At 45.0% G+C, this 18335-nt stretch carries 17 protein-coding genes; 10 read left to right on the top strand and 7 right to left on the bottom strand.

Annotated elements, in window-relative coordinates:
- Position 1 precedes the first annotated feature (1 nt).
- Together B0E43_RS30715 and dusB are read right to left on the bottom strand one after the other, a co-directional pair.
- Positions 2-898 (bottom strand): DMT family transporter, encoded by an 897-nt coding sequence (locus tag B0E43_RS30715; RefSeq protein WP_077349877.1) that lies wholly within the window; start codon positions 896-898, stop codon positions 2-4.
- Between the two features lie 100 nt (positions 899-998).
- Positions 999-1994, bottom strand: a complete 996-nt coding sequence (dusB, locus tag B0E43_RS30710) for a tRNA dihydrouridine synthase DusB (RefSeq protein ID WP_077349875.1) — start codon at positions 1992-1994, stop codon at positions 999-1001.
- Positions 1995-2032: 38 nt separating this feature from the next.
- On the opposite strand from dusB, the gene B0E43_RS30705 reads away from it, so the two are divergent.
- The 6 genes from B0E43_RS30705 to B0E43_RS30680 all read left to right on the top strand — a co-directional run bounded on the left by B0E43_RS30705 (position 2033) and on the right by B0E43_RS30680 (position 6643).
- Positions 2033-2986 (top strand): CPBP family intramembrane glutamic endopeptidase, encoded by a 954-nt coding sequence (locus tag B0E43_RS30705; RefSeq protein ID WP_077349873.1) that lies wholly within the window; start codon positions 2033-2035, stop codon positions 2984-2986.
- Complete coding sequence (locus B0E43_RS30700; RefSeq protein WP_077349871.1) at positions 2961-3167, top strand: DUF2007 domain-containing protein; 207 nt, start codon at positions 2961-2963, stop codon at positions 3165-3167. Before B0E43_RS30705 ends, B0E43_RS30700 begins: the two co-directional genes overlap by 26 nt.
- The gene (locus B0E43_RS30695) at positions 3151-3990 is read left to right on the top strand and encodes a phosphatidate cytidylyltransferase (protein ID WP_077349869.1); all 840 of its coding nucleotides are present in this window, start codon (positions 3151-3153) and stop codon (positions 3988-3990) included. Before B0E43_RS30700 ends, B0E43_RS30695 begins: the two co-directional genes overlap by 17 nt.
- Before the next feature lie 72 nt (positions 3991-4062).
- Entirely contained in the window at positions 4063-5340 is a 1278-nt protein-coding gene (locus tag B0E43_RS30690; protein ID WP_077349867.1) for a Glu/Leu/Phe/Val dehydrogenase, read from the top strand.
- A 77-nt stretch (positions 5341-5417) separates the two neighbouring features.
- A complete protein-coding gene (locus B0E43_RS30685) occupies positions 5418-6089 on the top strand; it encodes a phosphatidylserine decarboxylase family protein (protein ID WP_077350077.1) in 672 nt (223 codons plus the stop codon).
- A gap of 62 nt (positions 6090-6151) precedes the next feature.
- Positions 6152-6643, top strand: a complete 492-nt coding sequence (locus B0E43_RS30680; protein ID WP_077349865.1) for a hypothetical protein — start codon at positions 6152-6154, stop codon at positions 6641-6643.
- A gap of 46 nt (positions 6644-6689) precedes the next feature.
- Here the strand turns inward: B0E43_RS30680 and B0E43_RS30675 are convergent, their stop codons facing one another.
- The 4 genes from B0E43_RS30675 to B0E43_RS30660 all read right to left on the bottom strand — a co-directional run bounded on the left by B0E43_RS30675 (position 6690) and on the right by B0E43_RS30660 (position 10217).
- On the bottom strand, positions 6690-6920 hold the full coding sequence (locus B0E43_RS30675; RefSeq protein WP_077349863.1) for a VF530 family DNA-binding protein: 231 nt from the start codon (positions 6918-6920) through the stop codon (positions 6690-6692).
- Between the two features lie 104 nt (positions 6921-7024).
- Entirely contained in the window at positions 7025-7417 is a 393-nt protein-coding gene (locus B0E43_RS30670; protein ID WP_077349861.1) for a VOC family protein, read from the bottom strand.
- Between the two features lie 240 nt (positions 7418-7657).
- Positions 7658-8599: a TIM barrel protein gene (locus tag B0E43_RS30665; RefSeq protein ID WP_077349859.1), complete on the bottom strand. Its 942-nt coding sequence runs from the start codon at positions 8597-8599 to the stop codon at positions 7658-7660.
- Between the two features lie 103 nt (positions 8600-8702).
- Positions 8703-10217, bottom strand: a complete 1515-nt coding sequence (locus B0E43_RS30660) for a Gfo/Idh/MocA family protein (RefSeq protein ID WP_077349857.1) — start codon at positions 10215-10217, stop codon at positions 8703-8705.
- 226 nt (positions 10218-10443) lie between these two features.
- On the opposite strand from B0E43_RS30660, the gene B0E43_RS30655 reads away from it, so the two are divergent.
- The 3 genes from B0E43_RS30655 to B0E43_RS30645 all read left to right on the top strand — a co-directional run bounded on the left by B0E43_RS30655 (position 10444) and on the right by B0E43_RS30645 (position 14375).
- Positions 10444-12081 carry a sulfatase gene (locus tag B0E43_RS30655; RefSeq protein ID WP_077349855.1) on the top strand — a complete coding sequence of 546 codons (1638 nt, stop codon included), beginning with the start codon at positions 10444-10446 and terminating at the stop codon, positions 12079-12081.
- 102 nt (positions 12082-12183) lie between these two features.
- A complete protein-coding gene (locus B0E43_RS30650) occupies positions 12184-13362 on the top strand; it encodes an alpha/beta hydrolase (protein ID WP_077349853.1) in 1179 nt (392 codons plus the stop codon).
- Positions 13363-13403: 41 nt separating this feature from the next.
- Positions 13404-14375, top strand: coding sequence for a metallophosphoesterase (locus B0E43_RS30645; protein ID WP_077349852.1), 972 nt, complete (start codon positions 13404-13406; stop codon positions 14373-14375).
- A gap of 234 nt (positions 14376-14609) precedes the next feature.
- Here B0E43_RS30645 and B0E43_RS30640 read toward each other — a convergent pair whose 3' ends face one another.
- Entirely contained in the window at positions 14610-15410 is an 801-nt protein-coding gene (locus B0E43_RS30640; protein WP_077349850.1) for a GH25 family lysozyme, read from the bottom strand.
- A 347-nt stretch (positions 15411-15757) separates the two neighbouring features.
- Here B0E43_RS30640 and B0E43_RS30635 point away from each other — a divergent pair, with 347 nt between their 5' ends.
- A complete protein-coding gene (locus tag B0E43_RS30635; protein ID WP_168171941.1) occupies positions 15758-18037 on the top strand; it encodes a regulator in 2280 nt (759 codons plus the stop codon).
- Positions 18038-18335: the final 298 nt, after the last annotated feature.

Raw genomic sequence — 18335 nt, 5'->3', positions numbered from 1 at the left:
CTTACTTGCGATTCCCCACCCAAACTCCCAAAATCACCCCGGCAATCCCCAAATAATGCCCGATAAGCAGGACTTCTCCGTCCAGAACTCCCCACATGATCGCCACGATCGGGATCGTGTAGGTGACCAGGCTGGCAAAGAACGGACTGGCGCTTTTCACCATAATATTAAAAAGCACCAAAGCTGTGGCGGTGCCGACCATTCCCAGGATGGTCAAATAACCCAAAGCTTCCCAAGCTCCGGGATGGGTGACAAGTTTATAGGAAAACTGGGTGCCCATGAAGAGATAAATCAATGCAAGGGGCAAAATCATCAACAGGGAAATCGAGGAGATTTCAATGGATTTCAGCTTGGTAAATCGGGTCTTGATAACGTGTAGATTGAAGCTATAGCAGATACAAGCCGCGATCACAAACAGCGCATAGGCATTGATCCCTGTCAAAGAGTCCCAGCCTCCGCCTTCTTTGTAAGTGACCAAAATAATCACTCCGATAAAGGCGATTAGAAGCCCAACTGCATTTCTTATGGTAATCTTGGAGTCGAAAAACAAGGCTCCAACCAAAACCACAAACAGCGGAGTCAATGCATTCAAAACACCGGTCAGCGAACTGCTGAGCTGCGTTTGGGCCATGGGAAAGAGAAAAGCAGGAATAAAACTTCCCAGCAAACCCGCAATCAGAAGATTTTTCACCTGGGTTCTATTCAGGTTTTTGATTTTTGGAAGGGAAAGAGGAAGCAAAAGCGTAGCAGCGGCGACCATGCGATAGGCTCCAACTTCTCCCGGACTGAAAACCTCCAGGCCACGCTTGATCAGGATAAATGAGGTTCCCCAAATCAGGGTTAAAATGACCAGTAAAGCCCAGTTTTTCAGGCTGTTTTCTGAGTGGGTAGAACTCATTGAATCGGGAAAAAGATTGGTGTCAGCAAAGGAACTAATTCGGTTTCAAAATAGATCAAAAAAAAGACCTCAGCGATAAAAATTCTGAGGTCGTTTGGTTTCAATATTGAAATTCGTAGTCCGCGTAGGCTTCTGCGACTTGGCCGAGAATCTCTGCCACCTGCTCGTAGGTATCCGCTGTGACCATTTCAGTACGGTAAGTTTTGAAATTCGGCATTCCGCGAAAATAATTGGTGTAGTGTCTGCGCATTTCCAGAATTCCCTGTTTTTCACCTTTCCATTCTACAGAAAAGTCCAGGTGCTTTTTAGTCACTGCAATCCGCTCGTTTAGATCAGGTCCCTGGAGTTTTTCTCCAGTCTCGAAGAAATGCTTGATTTCATTGAAAATCCATGGGTATCCAATCGAAGCCCGGCCGATCATCATGCCGTCCACATTGTACTTGGTGCGGTATTCCGCAGCCTTTTCCGGCGTGTCAATGTCTCCGTTCCCGAATACAGGGATATGCAATCTTGGGTTGTCCTTGACCAAATTGAGGTAGCTCCAGTCCGCTTCACCTTTGTACATCTGCTGACGGGTGCGGGCATGGATAGAAATCGCCTGGATTCCTACATCCTGAAGCCGCTCCGCAACTTCCACGATTCGAATCGTGTCTTGACTCCATCCCAGACGGGTTTTTACAGTCACGGGAATATTGACCCGCTTCACAATCTCCGCAGTCATGGACACCATTTTATCAATGTCCAGCAATATCCCGGCGCCTGCGCCTTTGCAAGCGACTTTGTGAACCGGGCATCCGTAGTTGATGTCCAGAATATCCGGACCAGCAGCCTCTGCAATCGCAGCAGCCTCCCGCATGGATTCGATTTCGTTACCGAAAATCTGAATCCCAACAGGACGCTCATAGTCATAGACATCCAGCTTCTGGACGCTTTTAGCAGCATCCCGAATCAGGCCTTCTGAGCTGATAAACTCGGTGTACATGAGGTCTGCCCCGTTTTGTTTGCAGACTGCGCGAAAGGGTGGATCGCTTACATCTTCCATCGGGGCGAGCAGTAGGGGAAACTCCCCCAGCTCCAATTTTCCAATCTTAACCACTTCTCAATTCTAAATTTGGCGTAAATTTACCCCAAAATATGGAGATATACGAAACCCAATCCGAAATAGCCAAACGAAAGAGCTGGCTCTTATCCCTGATAGTCATTGTTTTAGTCACTTTTGGTACACTGATTCTCCTGCAGGGATTCGCCCTGGCCCTCATCCCGACCTTATATAATATTACAATTGAGGACCTTTTGGGACTTATGTCGGGCAATTATGATGTGCCAAATGGGCGCATGGCGATGCTTTTTGTACAGGGAATCGGATCTGGAATCGGATTTTGGGTAGCCTCTTGGGTCATTACAAAATATATTGACAGAGCCGAACTTCATTGGGAAGTGCAGCGGTCAAGATTTAATGTAAAAAACCTTGGGGTCGCCTTGGCAATTACTCTTGGGGCGATGTTTTTCAACGGACTTTTAGTCTATTGGAATGCTCAACTTGATCTGCCGGAGTCAATGGCTGGCCTGGAAAGCTGGATGAAGGAAATGGAAACCCAGTTGATGGAGGTCACCAAGTTTTTGACGGATTTCCAGACTATTCCCGAACTTCTGACAGGAATCTTGGTGATCGGAGTTTTTGCAGGCATAGGAGAGGAAATGTTTTTCCGGGGAGTCATCCAGCCCAAAATGAAACTTTACACGAATTCCGGACACTGGGGAATCTGGCTTACCGCGATTATTTTCTCAGCCATTCACATCCAGTTTTATGGTTTCCTTCCGCGGGTTTTCCTGGGGGCGCTGTTCGGATATTTGTATTTGTATTCCGGAAGTTTACTTTACCCGATTCTTGCCCATGTTTTTAACAATGCCCTGACTGTGATTGTGATTTACATGTCAAATCAGGGTATGGTTGAATTTGATCTGGAGTCGACAGATACAGTTTCTTACCCGGCAGCGATTACGGGACTTTTGGTTCTTATGGTTGGATTCTTTTACTTTAAAAGAATCAATCAACCGAAGGATGCAGAATTGGATCAGGGTATTTGAGGATCAAAACCAGATTCGGGCAGAGATAGTAAAAGCTGTGCTGGAAGAGAACGGGATTCCTGCAGTAGTCTTGAATAAGAAAGAATCAGTATACCATGTGTTTGGTACCTACGAAGTCCTGGTGATCCAGAAAGATGCGCTGGCGGCAATGCAATTAATTCAAAATGAGATCACATTTTAACATTAATAATTACAGCAACCTGGGCCAGCGTGCGATCACGGCGGTGGTAGGTGCGCTGATTGTGGTCTCAGCCTCAATCTTTTCGGATTGGACTTATTTTGTCGTTTTCGCGACGATTTTGGGCTTTTCACAAATGGAATTTTACAAGCTTACAGGCTTGGATGGTATGCTTCCATTGCGAAGTTTCGGAACTTTTTTAGGTGTGATGATTTTCACCCTGACCTTCATGATCGAAAAAGAGAGGCTACCCAACGAATACCTGTACCTGATTTTCCCGATTGTTTCACTGACTTTCTTTATCAAACTCTATAAGAAGACTGACAAAAAACCATTCACAGGTGTGGCCTATACCTATTTGGGGATATTTTATGTGGCTCTGCCATTCTCACTTTTAAACCTGGCGGTTTTTTCAGTTGATAAGATCTATCACTATGAAATCCTGATCGGGTGCTTGTTGATTCTTTGGGCGAGCGATACCGGAGCTTATTTTGCAGGGACGAAGTTTGGCAAGACAAAATTGTTTGAAAGGGTGTCGCCCAAAAAGTCCTGGGAGGGATTTCTGGGTGGAGCATTTTCTGCCATTGCGGTAGCCTTTGTTCTTTCCCAATACTTCCATGTGATTGCGGATTGGAAGTGGTTGGTCATTGCCGGAATCATCATCATTGCGGGAACTTACGGAGATCTGATCGAGTCACTTTTCAAGCGCTCCATCGAGATAAAAGACTCCGGAAACGGCCTTCCGGGACATGGTGGATTTATGGACCGTTTTGACGGATTGTTACTTTCAGCCCCATTTATTACCGCTTTTTTGAAAATCTTTTAATACAACAGCAGGCTGTCTGAAAATCTAATTAAGTTTGTGCAGCATTTCACAAACTCATTTTAAGAACCCAATATGGCTTACATTGAACCGGCTCCGATAAAGGATAAAGAGAATCCTTTGGAGTCAATGATGGAAAGATTCAACATCGCTGCCGAGAAACTCGGACTCTCCGATGAAGTTTACAACGTGTTGAAGAATCCCGCCAAACAAGTAATCGTTTCCCTGCCTATCACCATGGACAATGGCAAGATTCAGGTTTTCGAAGGGATTCGGGTAATTCACTCAAACATTCTTGGACCTGCGAAAGGAGGAATCCGTTTCGCACCTGATGTTCATCTGGACGAAGTAAGAGCTCTTGCTGCATGGATGACCTGGAAGTGTGCCGTGGTGGATATTCCCTATGGTGGTGGTAAAGGAGGGGTTCGATGCAATCCCCGTGAAATGTCCAAAGGGGAAATCGAGCGACTGGTTCGAGCCTATACTATGGCGATGATCGATGTATTTGGTCCAGACAAGGATATTCCAGCACCTGATATGGGCACCGGACCCAGAGAAATGGCCTGGTTGATGGATGAATATTCCAAAGCACACGGAATGACCATTCCTGCGGTAGTAACCGGTAAACCTCTTGTACTCGGCGGATCGTTGGGAAGAACTGAAGCCACCGGACGTGGTGTGATGGTTTCAGCCTTGGCAGCGATGCAAAAGCTGAAAATCAATCCCTTTTCAGCCTCTTGTGCGGTTCAGGGCTTTGGTAACGTTGGAAGCTGGGCAGCACAGCTTATAGAAGAAAGAGGACTGAAAATCATAGCAATTTCAGATCATACCGGAGCATTTTACAATGCAGCCGGAATTAATATTCAAGAAGCAATCAAGCATAAAGACGCCAACAATGGCACTCTCGAAGGATTCAAAGGAGGAGATTTAATGGAAAATCCAGGAGATCTTTTGACCCTGGATGTGGATGTACTGGTGCCAGCTGCTATGGAAGATGTGATCACGGTAGCCAATGCTGACAAAGTCAGGGCAAAACTGATCGTAGAGGGAGCAAACGGACCAACTTCAGCCAAGGCAGATGCCATTATCAATGAAAAAGGAATCATGGCTGTACCGGATATTCTTGCTAATGCCGGTGGGGTGACAGTTTCTTATTTTGAGTGGGTACAAAACCGACTGGGCTACAAATGGACTGCTGACCGTGTGAATCGTCGTTCTGACCGGATCATGAAGGATGCGTTTGACAATGTGTATCAGACATCGGTGAAATATAACGTACCAATGAGAATTGCTGCCTACATCGTGGCAATTGATAAAGTAGCAAAGACCTACAGCTTCCGTGGAGGCTTCTAAAGCTTGTTAAAGCTAAAAGTTTTACATTTGAGGCGTGGGGGAGAAGTTCACCACGCCTTTTGAATTATAAGAACATGATGACAATTCATAAAGAAGGAAGAGTGTTGTTGTTTTGGATGATGATCATCCTGGTGGCACTCAATTACCTGCTGTATTATTACCTACCAGAGCAACGATTGCTAATCAATCTCTCCATTTTAGGCAGTGTTGCTTTGTACCTGATCATCCTTCAATTTTTCAGAAATCCGATTTTTCCACTTCCAAATGAAGAAGGGATTGTTTTTGCACCGGCAGATGGTAAAGTAGTCGTGATTGAGGAGGCCTTTGAAGGCGAATACCTAAAGGAAAAGCGCAAGCAAGTTTCCATCTTTATGTCACCGATCAATGTCCATGTCAATCGCTCCCCTGTGAAAGGCGAAGTTGAGTATTTCCAATATCACCCGGGAAAATACCTGGTCGCTTGGCATCCCAAATCCAGCACCGAAAATGAAAGGACTTCCATGGTTATCACCGATCCCAAAGGCAACAAAATCATGGTTCGTCAGATCGCTGGAGCATTGGCCCGAAGAATCAAATGGTATGTGAAACCTGGGTCTCAGCTTGACCAAGGAGGAGAATTCGGGTTTATCAAGTTTGGATCGCGGGTCGATATGTACCTTCCGCTGGATGCTGAAATCCTCTGCACCATGGATCAGGTAACAAAGGGAGCTAGAACTCCTATTGCGAGATTGAAGAAAAAAACTACCTAGGCTGTATCGTTTTACCTAGAGTTGCCGTTAAGGAAATATCTTTCAACCAAATTTTTATTGTGATGAAAAAGTATTTCCCCTTTGCGCTTTTGGCAGTTTTTCCAGCCTTGATTTCTTGTACAGAAAATGAAGAACCAGTAAGTCCATTGGTCGGTACATGGGAAAACCGGGTATTTGTGGATTCTCTGGATGTTTGGTTTGTCGAGACCTTAGAAATCAAAAACGACACCTTATTTGACAATTTCCAGACAGTAAGGGATACAGAGGACGGACCTGATTTGGGTTATCGCTTTTTTTCTGAAGCTAAATATAGTTTTGAAGGGAATATTTTCAGCTTTTATGCTTCTAGTGATTTCTATATGTATGGTATAGCCGATTCAAGACCTTTGTTTATGCAAAAAAGTAAACTTGGTCCAGTCATGGTTGAAAGAATCTCTGAATCAGCAGAACTTACACTCTCCTCGAGTTTTAAAAAAATGGACTATCAGTACATCTGTCCAGAGGTATTTCAGGAATATTGCCCTGATACCAAGAGGTTTGTGAAAGTTGACTGATTCGGCACGTTGTCCCAAGGTAAAACTCCACCTAAAAAGTAACAAATCATTTTTTCTTGGCATCTCTCAGCGATTTGAGGTAAAGCCCTTCCACCCGTTCTCTCGCCCAAGGCGTTTTTCGAAGAAAAGTAAGGCTGGATTTGATGGAAGGGTTGTGAGTGAAGCACCGAATTGGTATTCGCTCACCGAGCTCCGGCCAACCATAGGTATCAACCAGATGATTTAGGATGGCATCCAGTCGGATTCCATGAAGGGGATTTTTAGGTTGAGATTCCAAAAGAGAGGTCGTTGTGGAGGATAAAAGTAAATAGGATAAAAGCAAGTATCAAGGCGCTGGATCTAAGAAGTCCAGGTGCTGTCGGACTGATCACTTTTTACTGCCTACTGAAAAGTCGGCTCAATTAAATCCCAAAGATTTCCATATAAATCCTCGAATACAGACACAGTTCCATATTCTTCTTTCGAAGGTTCTCGGACGAACTCCACACCACGGGAGGTGTATTTTTTGTAATCTCCCCAAAAATCATCCGTGTAAAGGAAAAGAAAAACCCGGCCTCCAGCCTGGTAACCTATTTGTTGTTCCTGAGCTTCATTGACAGCCTTGGCCAAAAGCAAATGACAGGAAGAGCCCTGAGGGGACACCCTGACCCAGCGCTTGGATCCGCTCATTTCTGTGTCCTCCAAAAGCTCAAAATCGAGAACTTGGGTATAGTATTTTATGGCTTCATCGTAATCTCTGACTAAGAGTGTGAGCTGTCCTAGTTGTTGTTTCATTTTTGTTGGGAAGGCATTTTTATCTGGTTAGAATTTCAAATCCGGACTTTGATCATGGAATTTTCAATCCGAAGAAAAGAAAAGTAGGAAAGGATTGCAAAAGTTTGAAGGGTGCTGGTCAAGATGGAAACCCTTCTGATGGGGCTTCAAAATTCTAAGAGAAGCGAAAGATTCCAGACAAAGTTTGAAAACGTGTCAATAAAGAAAAAATCCCGGGATGTTTGATCCCGGGATTTTAGTTTAGGCATTCTCCAAGGTTCTTCGGATTGTATCCAGATTGGCCCGGATCTCGTCGATGCTGTCCCATTCCCGGCCTTCTTCCCCATGCTCAATTCCGACGTATCCCTTAAATCCATGGGCTACGACGATTTTCATCATTCGCTCATAGTCAAGGGGATGTTCTTTGCCATAATCATCCCAAACGATTGGCTTCAGGCTCACTCCTTTGGCATATTTCATCAGTTCATCTACACCCCGATAAGAGTCATAGCTGGAAATCTTGTCACCTTCAGCATGAATTCGGAAATTGCCAAAATCAGGAAGTGTGCCTGCTCTCTTATGTGCAGTCTGCTTGATCATTTCTGCCAGCCATTTTCCATTGCTGGAAAATCCTCCGTGGTTTTCGACAATTACATCGATGTCAAACCCATCGGCAAATTCGCACAATTGGCGCAGACCTGAACTGCAAACATTGATGGCTTCCTGTTCTTTGTCGGCGGCTGTACTATAGGGAACAGCGGTATAGGAATTGACACGGATAGCATGACAACCCAAAAATTTCGCGGCTTCGACCCACTTTTTGTGGTTTTCAACGGTTTGTTTCCTTTCTTCAGAAGTGGCAGCACCTATCTGCCCCTCTCCATCTATCATGATCAGGACTGAGGTGACTCCCTCACCTTCTGCTCTGGCTTTCATTTCCGTCAGATAGGCTTTGTCGGTGGCCTTGTCTTTGAAAAACTGATTGACATACTCTACGGCATCGATCTTGTGTTTTTTTGCCTCGATGGCAAAATCCAGATGGTCCATTTTCTTGGCGAAAAGCGGACGCTGCAATGACCATTCTGCAAGGGAAATTTTAAACAAATCTTCCTTCTTCATTGAAAAAGACATTTGGGGCAGGCCAAAGCCAAAAGCTGCTGAGGCTAGACCGGCTGTTTTAAGAAAATCTCTTCTGTTACTCATAGTTTAAAAGGTTAATGGTTAAGGGATATAGTTTGGTTGTTATTGATACAAAGTTGAAATGCTTTTTTTCCATAGAAGTTGAAATTCACTCCTGAACCTCAAGTCAAATTTCCCAACCGGGACGGTAGTTTCTGGAAAGATATTGATTGGCAGACTCATCATTTATGATTTTTAGCAGGTCCGAATCAAATTCCAAACGCTTGTTGGCTCTCAAAGCAACAGCTCCCAAATTGATGGTGTCGGTGATCGTCTGGGCACGGATAAAACTGCCTGGAGTTTGCTTTCCTTCGAGAATTGCATCTACCCAATGGTCGGTGTCGCGTTCGACTTCACGGGAATTGATTTTTTCGGATTCCGGACGGCTAGTCATTTTGCTTTCCGGAAGCAGTGCCGGATTTTCTCCCCTGAATCCTCCCAGGATTTTTCCTTTTGTCCCGACCAAAAGCAATCCCTCCTCCGGGGTGTCTTTGCCATCGATTTCCAGTTCCTCACAGGCAAAGGGTTTCATGCCTCCGTCATACCAAAAAAGGTCGAAAGAGGGCAGCTTTTCCTGTTCCGGAAATGTCCATTTGATCGAACAACTCGCCGGGAAAGCCACATCGTTTTTGACCCATTGGTAGACTTGGTCAACCTCCTCACGAGTTGTTGTCCCAAAAGCCCTTGCAGAAATCGGAGACCAATTGATCCCCAGCGTTTCAAAAAGCGGAAACAAACTGTAATGCCCCATGTCTGCCACTGATCCGCCACCGAACTCATACCAGCCTCTGAAAACGTTGTGCGTGTAGGTTTTGTGATAGGGCATATCGGGAACAGGGCCAAGCCAAAGTTCCCAGTTGAAACCTTCAGGGATGGGCTGGATTTCGGTAGGTCTTTTGGTCCATTGCTGCCAGACAGGTCGGTAGGACCAATTGTGGATTTCTTTCAATTCCCCGATCAGTCCTTCATCCATCCAAGCTTTGATCTGTCGATATTCAGGTCGGTCTGACCATGCTAAAAGATGAGTAATCACGCCTGATTCCTTGGCTTTTTCGATTACTTTTCTTCCCTCCAGTAGCCGATTGGAAATAGGCTTGTGAGTGACCACGTGGATTTTTTGATTCATCGCAGCGATCGCGATCGAGGCATGGGTGTGGTCAGGAGTCATGATTTTGATGGCATCGATTCCCTTTTCTTTTGCAAAAAGATCCCGATAATCTTCGTAGCTCGTGCAGCCTTTGTACTTGCCTGAGGGTTTGTTCTTTGCGTAGAATTTTTCCACATATTCCTGTCCGATATCCCTGCCACCTGGAATTCCAGGTTTGCCTTCCCACCAGGAATTATCTCCCAAAACCTCCCGAATATCGTCCCGGATGCCATTGGCAGACCAGTCGATGTAGTCGGTAGAGAGCTTATTCGAATCACAAACGGCCACGACCCGGACTTTTGGATTGAGCAGCATTTCACCCATTTCCCGCAGTCCTTGGGTACCGCAGCCGATGTTTGCTACTGCAATTTGGTCTGATGGAGGAATGTGCCCTGTGCCAGCAATGACATTTGAAGGAACTATGGAAATTGTGGCAGCAATGGTAGCCGCCGAACCTAGAAATTCTCTTCTGTTGATTTTGGGGGGTTGATCCATGAAAATCCATTCGGGTTGAATGTCAATAATTTACGAATTGAATAAAGAATTCAAAAGAAAATTTTTCTGAAGGCCTATTTTGTGAATAATCTTTCCTGATTGCTCAGAAAAACTTCCAATTCTGGTATTTATCGGATAGGCTAAAACTGACTCTTGTGGATTGGACAACCGGATAGATTTTCTGGGGAAAAAGTTTACCTTTTCGTTCTTCCCAAAATAAAACAGTATGAAAATCAGTGACTTTCTCTGGCGATTTTTAGCCTTCCTTTCACTTTTCCCATACACAGGCAATGGGTTTTCTCAGGATTTCAAATCTCCTCAGCAGCCAAATATCGTCTGGATAGTTTGCGAGGATATGTCCCCTGAGCATTTGGAAATGTACGGTGGCACAGGTGGCAAAACTCCCAACCTGAATGAACTGGCCCGTGAATCTGTCCAATACACCCAGGTTTTTGCCACAGCCGGAGTATGTGCCCCAAGCCGTGCAGCCCTGATCACCGGAGCCTACCAAACCTCGATCGGTGCGATGCATATGCGAACTCTTGCACCTTCAGCTGCTGCGGGCGATGCCTATCCTGCCGGGTTCAAGGGTTACTCTACAGTTTTGCCTGAGGGGATGAAGCCCTATCCTGAATACCTGCGCATGGCTGGTTATTACACCTCCAATAATTCCAAGGAGGATTATCAATTCAAAAGTCCGGTGACCCTATGGGACGAAAGCAGTCCAAAAGCTCACTATCGCAACAGGCCCGATTCCAGCCAACCTTTTTTTGCGATTTTCAACTTCACCACTACCCATGAGTCTCAAGTGTGGATGAGGGAAAAGGAACCTCTGAAGGTCGATCCGGCAAAAGTGAAAGTTCCTCCATACTATCCCAATGACTCAATCAGCCGCTACGTCATGGCCAGGTTTATCACCAATGTGATGACAATGGATGCCCAAGTGGGTGAGGTCATTCGGCAGCTGAAGGAAGATGGACTCTACGAAAGCACCATTATTTTCTTCTATTCGGATCATGGAGATGGGCTTCCCTATGCCAAGCGGGAAATGTATGACCGGGGATTGCGGGCACCGCTTTTGATCAAAGCCCCTTTCTTAAAACCGGGGACCAAATCGGATGAACTCATCAGCTTTGTGGATTTTGCCCCGACTTTACTTTCTCTGGTAGGAATTCCCATTCCCGAAACCATGCAGGGTCAGGCATTTCTTGGGGATCAAAAGTTAAAAACTCCCAGGAAATACATCTTTGCCGGAAGGGACAGAATGGATTCGGAATACGACCGAGTGAGGGCAGTTTCCGATGGGCGGTATAAGTACATCCGTAACTACATGCCCGAAAGGCCCAATTACCAAAATATCCGTTACCGACTTTCTAATCCATTGATGCCTCACTTGCTGAAATTGAATGAAGAGGGAAAGTTGACGCCCGACCAAGCCCGATGGTTTGCAGCTTCCAAGCCTGTGGAGGAACTGTATGACACGAAGACCGATCTTTTTGAATTCAGAAACCTTGCAAACGATCCTCAATACAAAGCAAAACTCGCTGAGCTTCGCAAAGCTCATGAAGATTGGATAGCGGAATTTGGAGATTTGGGAGCACAAAATGAGATGGAATTGGTAAAATCCTGGTGGGGCGGGAAAGATTCTGCTCCAGTCACTCAAGCTGCTGCGGTTAACTTTCAAAAAGGGATGGTAAATCTCAATTGCCCGACGCCAAGCGCCTCTATAGGTTACAGGAAATCGAAAAATGAAAGTTGGAAAGTGTACACAGGGCCATTTGAGGCCAGTCCCGGGGATTCTCTTTATGTGAATTCCCACCGGATCGGATATGAACCCAATGAAATTGCCCTGGTAATTCGTTAGACAATTAATAACCACCTTGAGGAAATTTAATCATTGGGAATTAGCCTGATTACGACCAATCAAAGTAGTATTTAAGGAAATTCCCCTTTCCCTGATAAACCTATGACTAGAAGATTCGGATTTTTAATCGCCTTGGTTACATGTTTAATGCAGATAAACCTTGGATTCGCTCAAGATAATATGCTTAGCCAAGGAGCTTATTGGACCGAGGATGAGGCGAATTCTATCATGAAAAAATGGGCGGGAGAGTGGACTACAAAATCCGACTGGGAAGCCCGGGCAGAAGTCATAAGAAAGGGAATCATCAACGGAATGAGCCTGGATCAGATGCCAAAAAGGGACACTCCTTTCAATGTCATCATCCACAGCACTCGTGAAATGGATGGATACATCGTCGAAAACATTGCAATCGAAAGTTTCCCTGGGTTTTTCATCACTGGAAATTTATATCGGCCTTTGTCCAAGGAGCCATTTCAAAAAAGACCAGGCATTCTCAGTGTTCATGGACATGGCCCCGACCTTCGTTTTGGAGAAAGTGTGCAAAAACGAAGTGCGGCTTTTGCCCGAATGGGAGCGGTGGTTTTCGCCTATGACATGATCGGGTACGGAGATTCCAAACAGGTGGATCACAAGATTCCCATCGCACTAACGATCCAAACTTACAATTCCCAACGGGTGATCGATTATCTGTCATCAAGGCCGGATGTGAATCCTGATGAAATCGCCGTAACCGGGGAATCGGGAGGAGGAACACAAACCATCATGATTACAGCCATCGATCCCAGAATCAAAGTCTCTGTCCCGGTAGTAATGGTTTCTGCCTATTTCTTTGGAGGCTGCACTTGTGAAAGCGGTATGCCAGTTCACAAAAGTGCCAATCATCAGACAAACAATGTTGAAATTGCCGCTTTGGCTGCTCCAAGGCCTATGTTGCTGGTTTCGGATGGAGGAGATTGGACTAAAAATACTCCGAGGATCGAGATGCCCTATCTTCAAAAGGTATATGCACTTTATGATGGAGAAAGCAATTTGGATAATACCCATCTTCCTTCAGAAAGGCATGATTACGGACCGAATAAAAGATACCCGGTTTATAATTTTTTTGACCATTACCTGGAAATGAATGCCGGTAAGCTGCCCTATAAAAATGGATTTGACGAAAGCTTTGTCACCCTGCTTTCCAGAGAAGAATTGGAAGTTTTCAATGAAGCACATCCAATTCCGGCCAATGCCCTTAAAGGGGATGCGGCAGTAACCAACTATCTCAAATTAAAACCTTAAGCTGAATTTTAATTCAGAATAATTCCAAGTTTTAACCAGTCATGAAAATCATTTCCGCCCTGTTGCTTTCCTCTGGATTGCTGGCAACTTTTCCTCTTTTAGCCCAAAAAGACAATGTGGTCAAATTCGGTCTTTGCACCGACGTCCACATTCCCACTATGCACGATTCGGAATACCGGATGAATACTTTTATCGAGGCCATGAAAAAAGAAAAACCCGATTTTATCATCGAATTGGGAGATTTTACCATTCCAAAACCCGAGTTTCAAAAAACCTATGACATCTGGAATTCCTTTCCAGGTGAAAAACACCATGTTATCGGAAACCATGAAATGGACGGAGGCACTTCCCATGAAAAAGCCCTGGAATACCGAAGCATGAAATCCGCCTACTATTCTTTTGACAAAAACGGTTTCCACTTCGTCGTCCTCGATGGCAACGACAAAACAGATCCTACCAAAAAAGGATATCAGCAATTGATCGGAAAGGAACAACTTGAATGGCTTAAACAGGATTTGGAAAAAGCTCAATATCCGGTGGTTTTGTTTTCCCACCAGGGATTATCAATCTACAAAACTCACCAGGAAACCTACGGGGTTGAAAATTACCAGGAGGTGCAGGACTTGCTTCAGGAACACAACCGACTTCACCCCGACCGCAAAGTCATCGCCTCTTTCAACGGCCACACCCATGTCGAGTATGTGGAAAACATTGGTGGAATCTGGTACATTTCCACCACTTCCATGGCTTATCACTGGCTGGGTGAAGATTATGAGCAAATCCGGTACAGTGAAGAAGTGGATAAAAAATTCCGATGGATCAAATACACTGCACCGTTTAAGGAGCCGCTGTTTACCACTGTTGAAATTTCAACCAATGGGACAATCAAAATTGCAGGCAAAAAAACCGAATGGGTAGGTCCTTCCCCTTTTGAAATGGGATTTCCTGAAAATTTGAAAAAATACATGCATCCGGGCATCACCAAAAGAAATTTGAAATTCAATCTGGAGTAAGAAGAGACCGAGAAAAAGGGAATTAATCCTTCAAATATTTCCATAAAAAAGGCCCAGTAACAGTTGGGCCTTTTTTATGGAATTTGATTATCCGCTTTATTGTCATTAACCAAAAGAAAGAATTGTTGATGTCCGTCTTTAACAGCTGTGTTCTGTCGACTGTGGTCTGTGGACGATTATCCGCTGGGAAATTTCCTAGTTGAGAACCTTATGGCAAAATTGCGGGTAATCACATTATGGAATTACCAGCTGATTCAGTTTTTCAATTCCCCCATCCAGAATATTCAGATCTATTTTCTCCCCAATCCCGGGAAGGCTGCCTTTTTCTGAGAATTGCCAAATGGTCCAGTTTTCTGTTTCCGGCTCCATGATAGGATTGTAATTGGCCACCCAAATCGGGTATTGGTCAAATCCATTGTTATGCAAAACTTCCCAGAAAAACCGGTCTCCGGTGTAAATCATGGGCTTTACTCCATAGTGTTCCTCGACGATTTTCAGCCAGTTTTTCAGGCCTTCCCTGAGCTTGTCCCGGGATTGGATCGTGCTATGTTTTTCGATGTCAAGTATAGGAATCAGGTCTCCGGATTTCAATTTGGCTGTTTTGATGAAATTCTGAGCCTGCCTGGTGCTGTTTTCGTTTGGGCGATAGTAATGATAGGCCCCACGCTTCACTGGAAGTGTCCGGACTCCCTCCCAGTTTCTTTGGAAACGGGAATCGACTCCATTATCGCCCATCGTCGCCCGGACCATGATGAATTCAATTCTCCGATTTTGAAGCTGAAGTTGGATCCCTGCAAAGTTGATCTTCCCTTGATACTGGGAGACATCAATGCCTAAAATCCCATCCGAAAATCGGTCAAAGACATGTTCAAGCTTCTGGGATTCGGTAAAAGGGGGCGCATTTCGGGTGTAGTCCCCAAGTACTCGGTCAATTTGTTTTCGGAATTTAAAGACAAGATAGCCCGTGCCGATGGCAGTAAATGTGATCAGGATAATAACCCATATCCAAGGGCTGACCTTTTTCTTTCGGGGCATTAGTGGCTCGTAATTCAGCCTGCAAATTGGCAAATGCTGGGTAATTGCAAAAGCTTGATCCTTGGACTTTCAAAAAGAATTAATTGGGTTGGGCTTTTTTGGAGGTGTGATAATTTGATCAAAATTCAAATGAATTTATATCTTGAAAACAGGTGAAGTGTTCATTTTTTGCGAGGATGCCCGTTCTTCGATACAGAATTATAGGATGAGTTTTTTAATGGGTTTGAGACTTTTTAAAAATTAAGGTCAATTCTTGTAGTCCAATGAAATGATTTTCAAGTCTTATTGAAAATGCCAGGGCTCTGCTCTGGAATCTTGTTTATCTCACACCCCTTCTCCTCGCTTTTATGTCCATTTGGAATCATTACATAAGCTTTCCGGCAATTTCAAGATTGTTTCTGGCGGCGACTTTCATTTTCCTTTTTTCATGTAAACCAGATTCCGAAGAGAAGTCGAGACCTTTGGTAACCGAAGGAGCTTCCGATGAAGCCTTTTCTCAGGAACTTCACGAGGCTTTTTTTATAAGCAAAAATGCAGAGGACAATGAGGTACGAGATGTTGCACTTGATGGAGAAAATCATGTGTGGGTAGCCACAGCCGGAGGTGTTTTCCGGAAATCTCATGATTCCAAAGAATGGATTCCTGTGATCACCGATGAGGATCGGGGACCGGCCTATGCAGTGGAGGTGGATGAAGAAGGGAGAATTTGGCTAGGAACCTGGAATGGCCTCTATCTTTTCCAAAATAACCAGCTGAGCTTACAATCCGGTCCGGAGGCCCCGATTTCTGTCCTGTCAGCATCGGGTGAAGAAGTCTATGCTTTGGGGCCAAATGGGATCTGGCAGCAAAAAAGTGGTGTTTGGGAAAAATTAGAATACGACATAGCCAAATCGGTTAGGGATGCATTGACGGATGGAGAGGGTACGCTGTGGGTGGCGACAGATGCGGGGATTTACCAATGCAAATCCGATTCCCAGAGACTTATCCAAAGCACCGAAGAATTGATCACCTGTTATGCCAGAGGACTTGCATTTGGGCCTGAAAACCAGCTTTGGGCAGGAGTGATGGGTGGAGTTTCCGTCAGGAATGATCAAAAATTGCTGAAAAACCTCACTCCGAAAGAGGGAATTCCTTCTATCCATGTAAATACAATCAGACAATCGCCGGATGGGGTGATGTGGGTCGGCACAGAGGTCGGAGTGGTCCGCTACTTTCAAGACGGAACAAATTCCCTGTTGTTTAGCCGTCGCTGGCTCACTGACGATCGGGTTAATAAAATTGCTTTCGACAAGGATGGAAATGCCTGGATAGCAACCCAAAATGGGCTGAGTCACATCAAAAGGAATACGATGACTCTCAAGGAAAAACAGGGTTATTTTTATTCTGAGCTGATGAAAAAGCACATGCGGGAACCTTGGATTTGTGGAGTACTTCGACTCGAAGTTGCAGGGGATACTTCTACCTGGAGAAATTCAGATGATGATAATGACGGAGAATACACCGGAGGATATCTCGCGATGGAGAGTTTCCGATATGCTGTCACCAAGGAGGAAGATGCCTTGATCAAAGCCCGCAAGGCCTTTGGCTTTTTGAAGTTGCTGTATGAAGTTACGGGGACGGATGGTCTTTTTGCCAGGACGATTGTGCCAACCGATTGGGCTCATGTCCATGATCCCAACCGGACTTATACTGATCGGGAACTGGCGGAAGCGCTCGTGGCAGATCCACGTTACAAACCCGTGGAGCAACGCTGGAGACTTTCTGCGGATAAAAAGTGGCTTTGGAAAGGAGATACCAGCAGCGACGAGATGACCGGGCACTTCATGGCCTACTATTATTTCTATGAATTTGCAGCTATAGAAGCTGACAAAAAGGAAATCCGGGCGCATGTCGCCAAACTGATGGATGCGGTCATCCGAAACAATTACAACTTGGTCGATATTGACGGCAAGCCGACCCGGTGGGCTGTGTGGTCTCCTGACTTGATTAATAGAGATCCGGATTGGGCTTCGGAAAAGGCGATCAATTCCTTTGAAATGCTGGCTTTTCTGAAATTTGCTGCCACGATTACTGGGGATGAAAAGTATGAAAAGGAGTATCGAAGGCTGATCGACGAGGAAGACTACCTGATCAATGCTTCCCAGCTCAATCGTAAGAATCCGGCCTGGAAAATCTACTTCGATCTGACCATGGAAGGTTACCTTTTCCCCATCCTGCTCACCTACGAGAAGGATCCTGAACTTCACAAAATCTACCAAGAACTTGCAGACGAATGGATTGGGCAGCAGACAGAAGGGGAAAACCTGATCAACAACCTGAGCTATTCCCTGGCCACCGGCAAAAAAGTCAATGTGCCTCAGACCGTATCTTTCCTGAGAGAAACACCCCTTGATCTGATGGATTGGCCGATCGACCATACCAAAAGAGAGGACGTATCCATCGTGAGGAGTCCGATTTTGGAGGATTTGCAAGTTTCCCAATTGCCTTCTCCGGCTATCCGCGCTACGGTTCGTTGGGACAAAAATCCTTGGGCGGCAGTGCAGGGTGATTTGCATCAGGTCCGTGAAACTGTATTTTGGCTTTGGCCGTACTGGATGGCGAGGTACCTCGAAATCATCAAAGAGTAAACAGATTTTATCATAAAAGGGAAAGCGGGTCGGGGCGGAAAATCCTGATCCGCTTTATTATTGGATTTTGGCACATTGATTTTTGTCCTTTTGAGAGGTGAATTAATCCTTGAAAAGGCATGAGATTTTTCGCAGCAGTTTATTTTCGCCTCAAAATCTCCTTATTTTAAGGTAAGTTCAGATTCTGACCTTTCTGTTGAGGTCAAAAACATTCGCTAACCTTAATATTTTCAAATTTTAATGTCAAACGCCGAATCTGACCTTGCATTTAAGGTCAGTTTTCCTACCTTACATTAAA

Origin of the sequence: Algoriphagus sp. A40 (assembly GCF_002002735.1) — a bacterium.
In the GTDB taxonomy this organism is placed as follows: Bacteria; Bacteroidota; Bacteroidia; order Cytophagales; family Cyclobacteriaceae; genus Algoriphagus.
The sequence above is the reverse complement of the archived record's forward strand: the minus strand, read 5'-3'. Positions and strand labels throughout refer to the sequence as shown.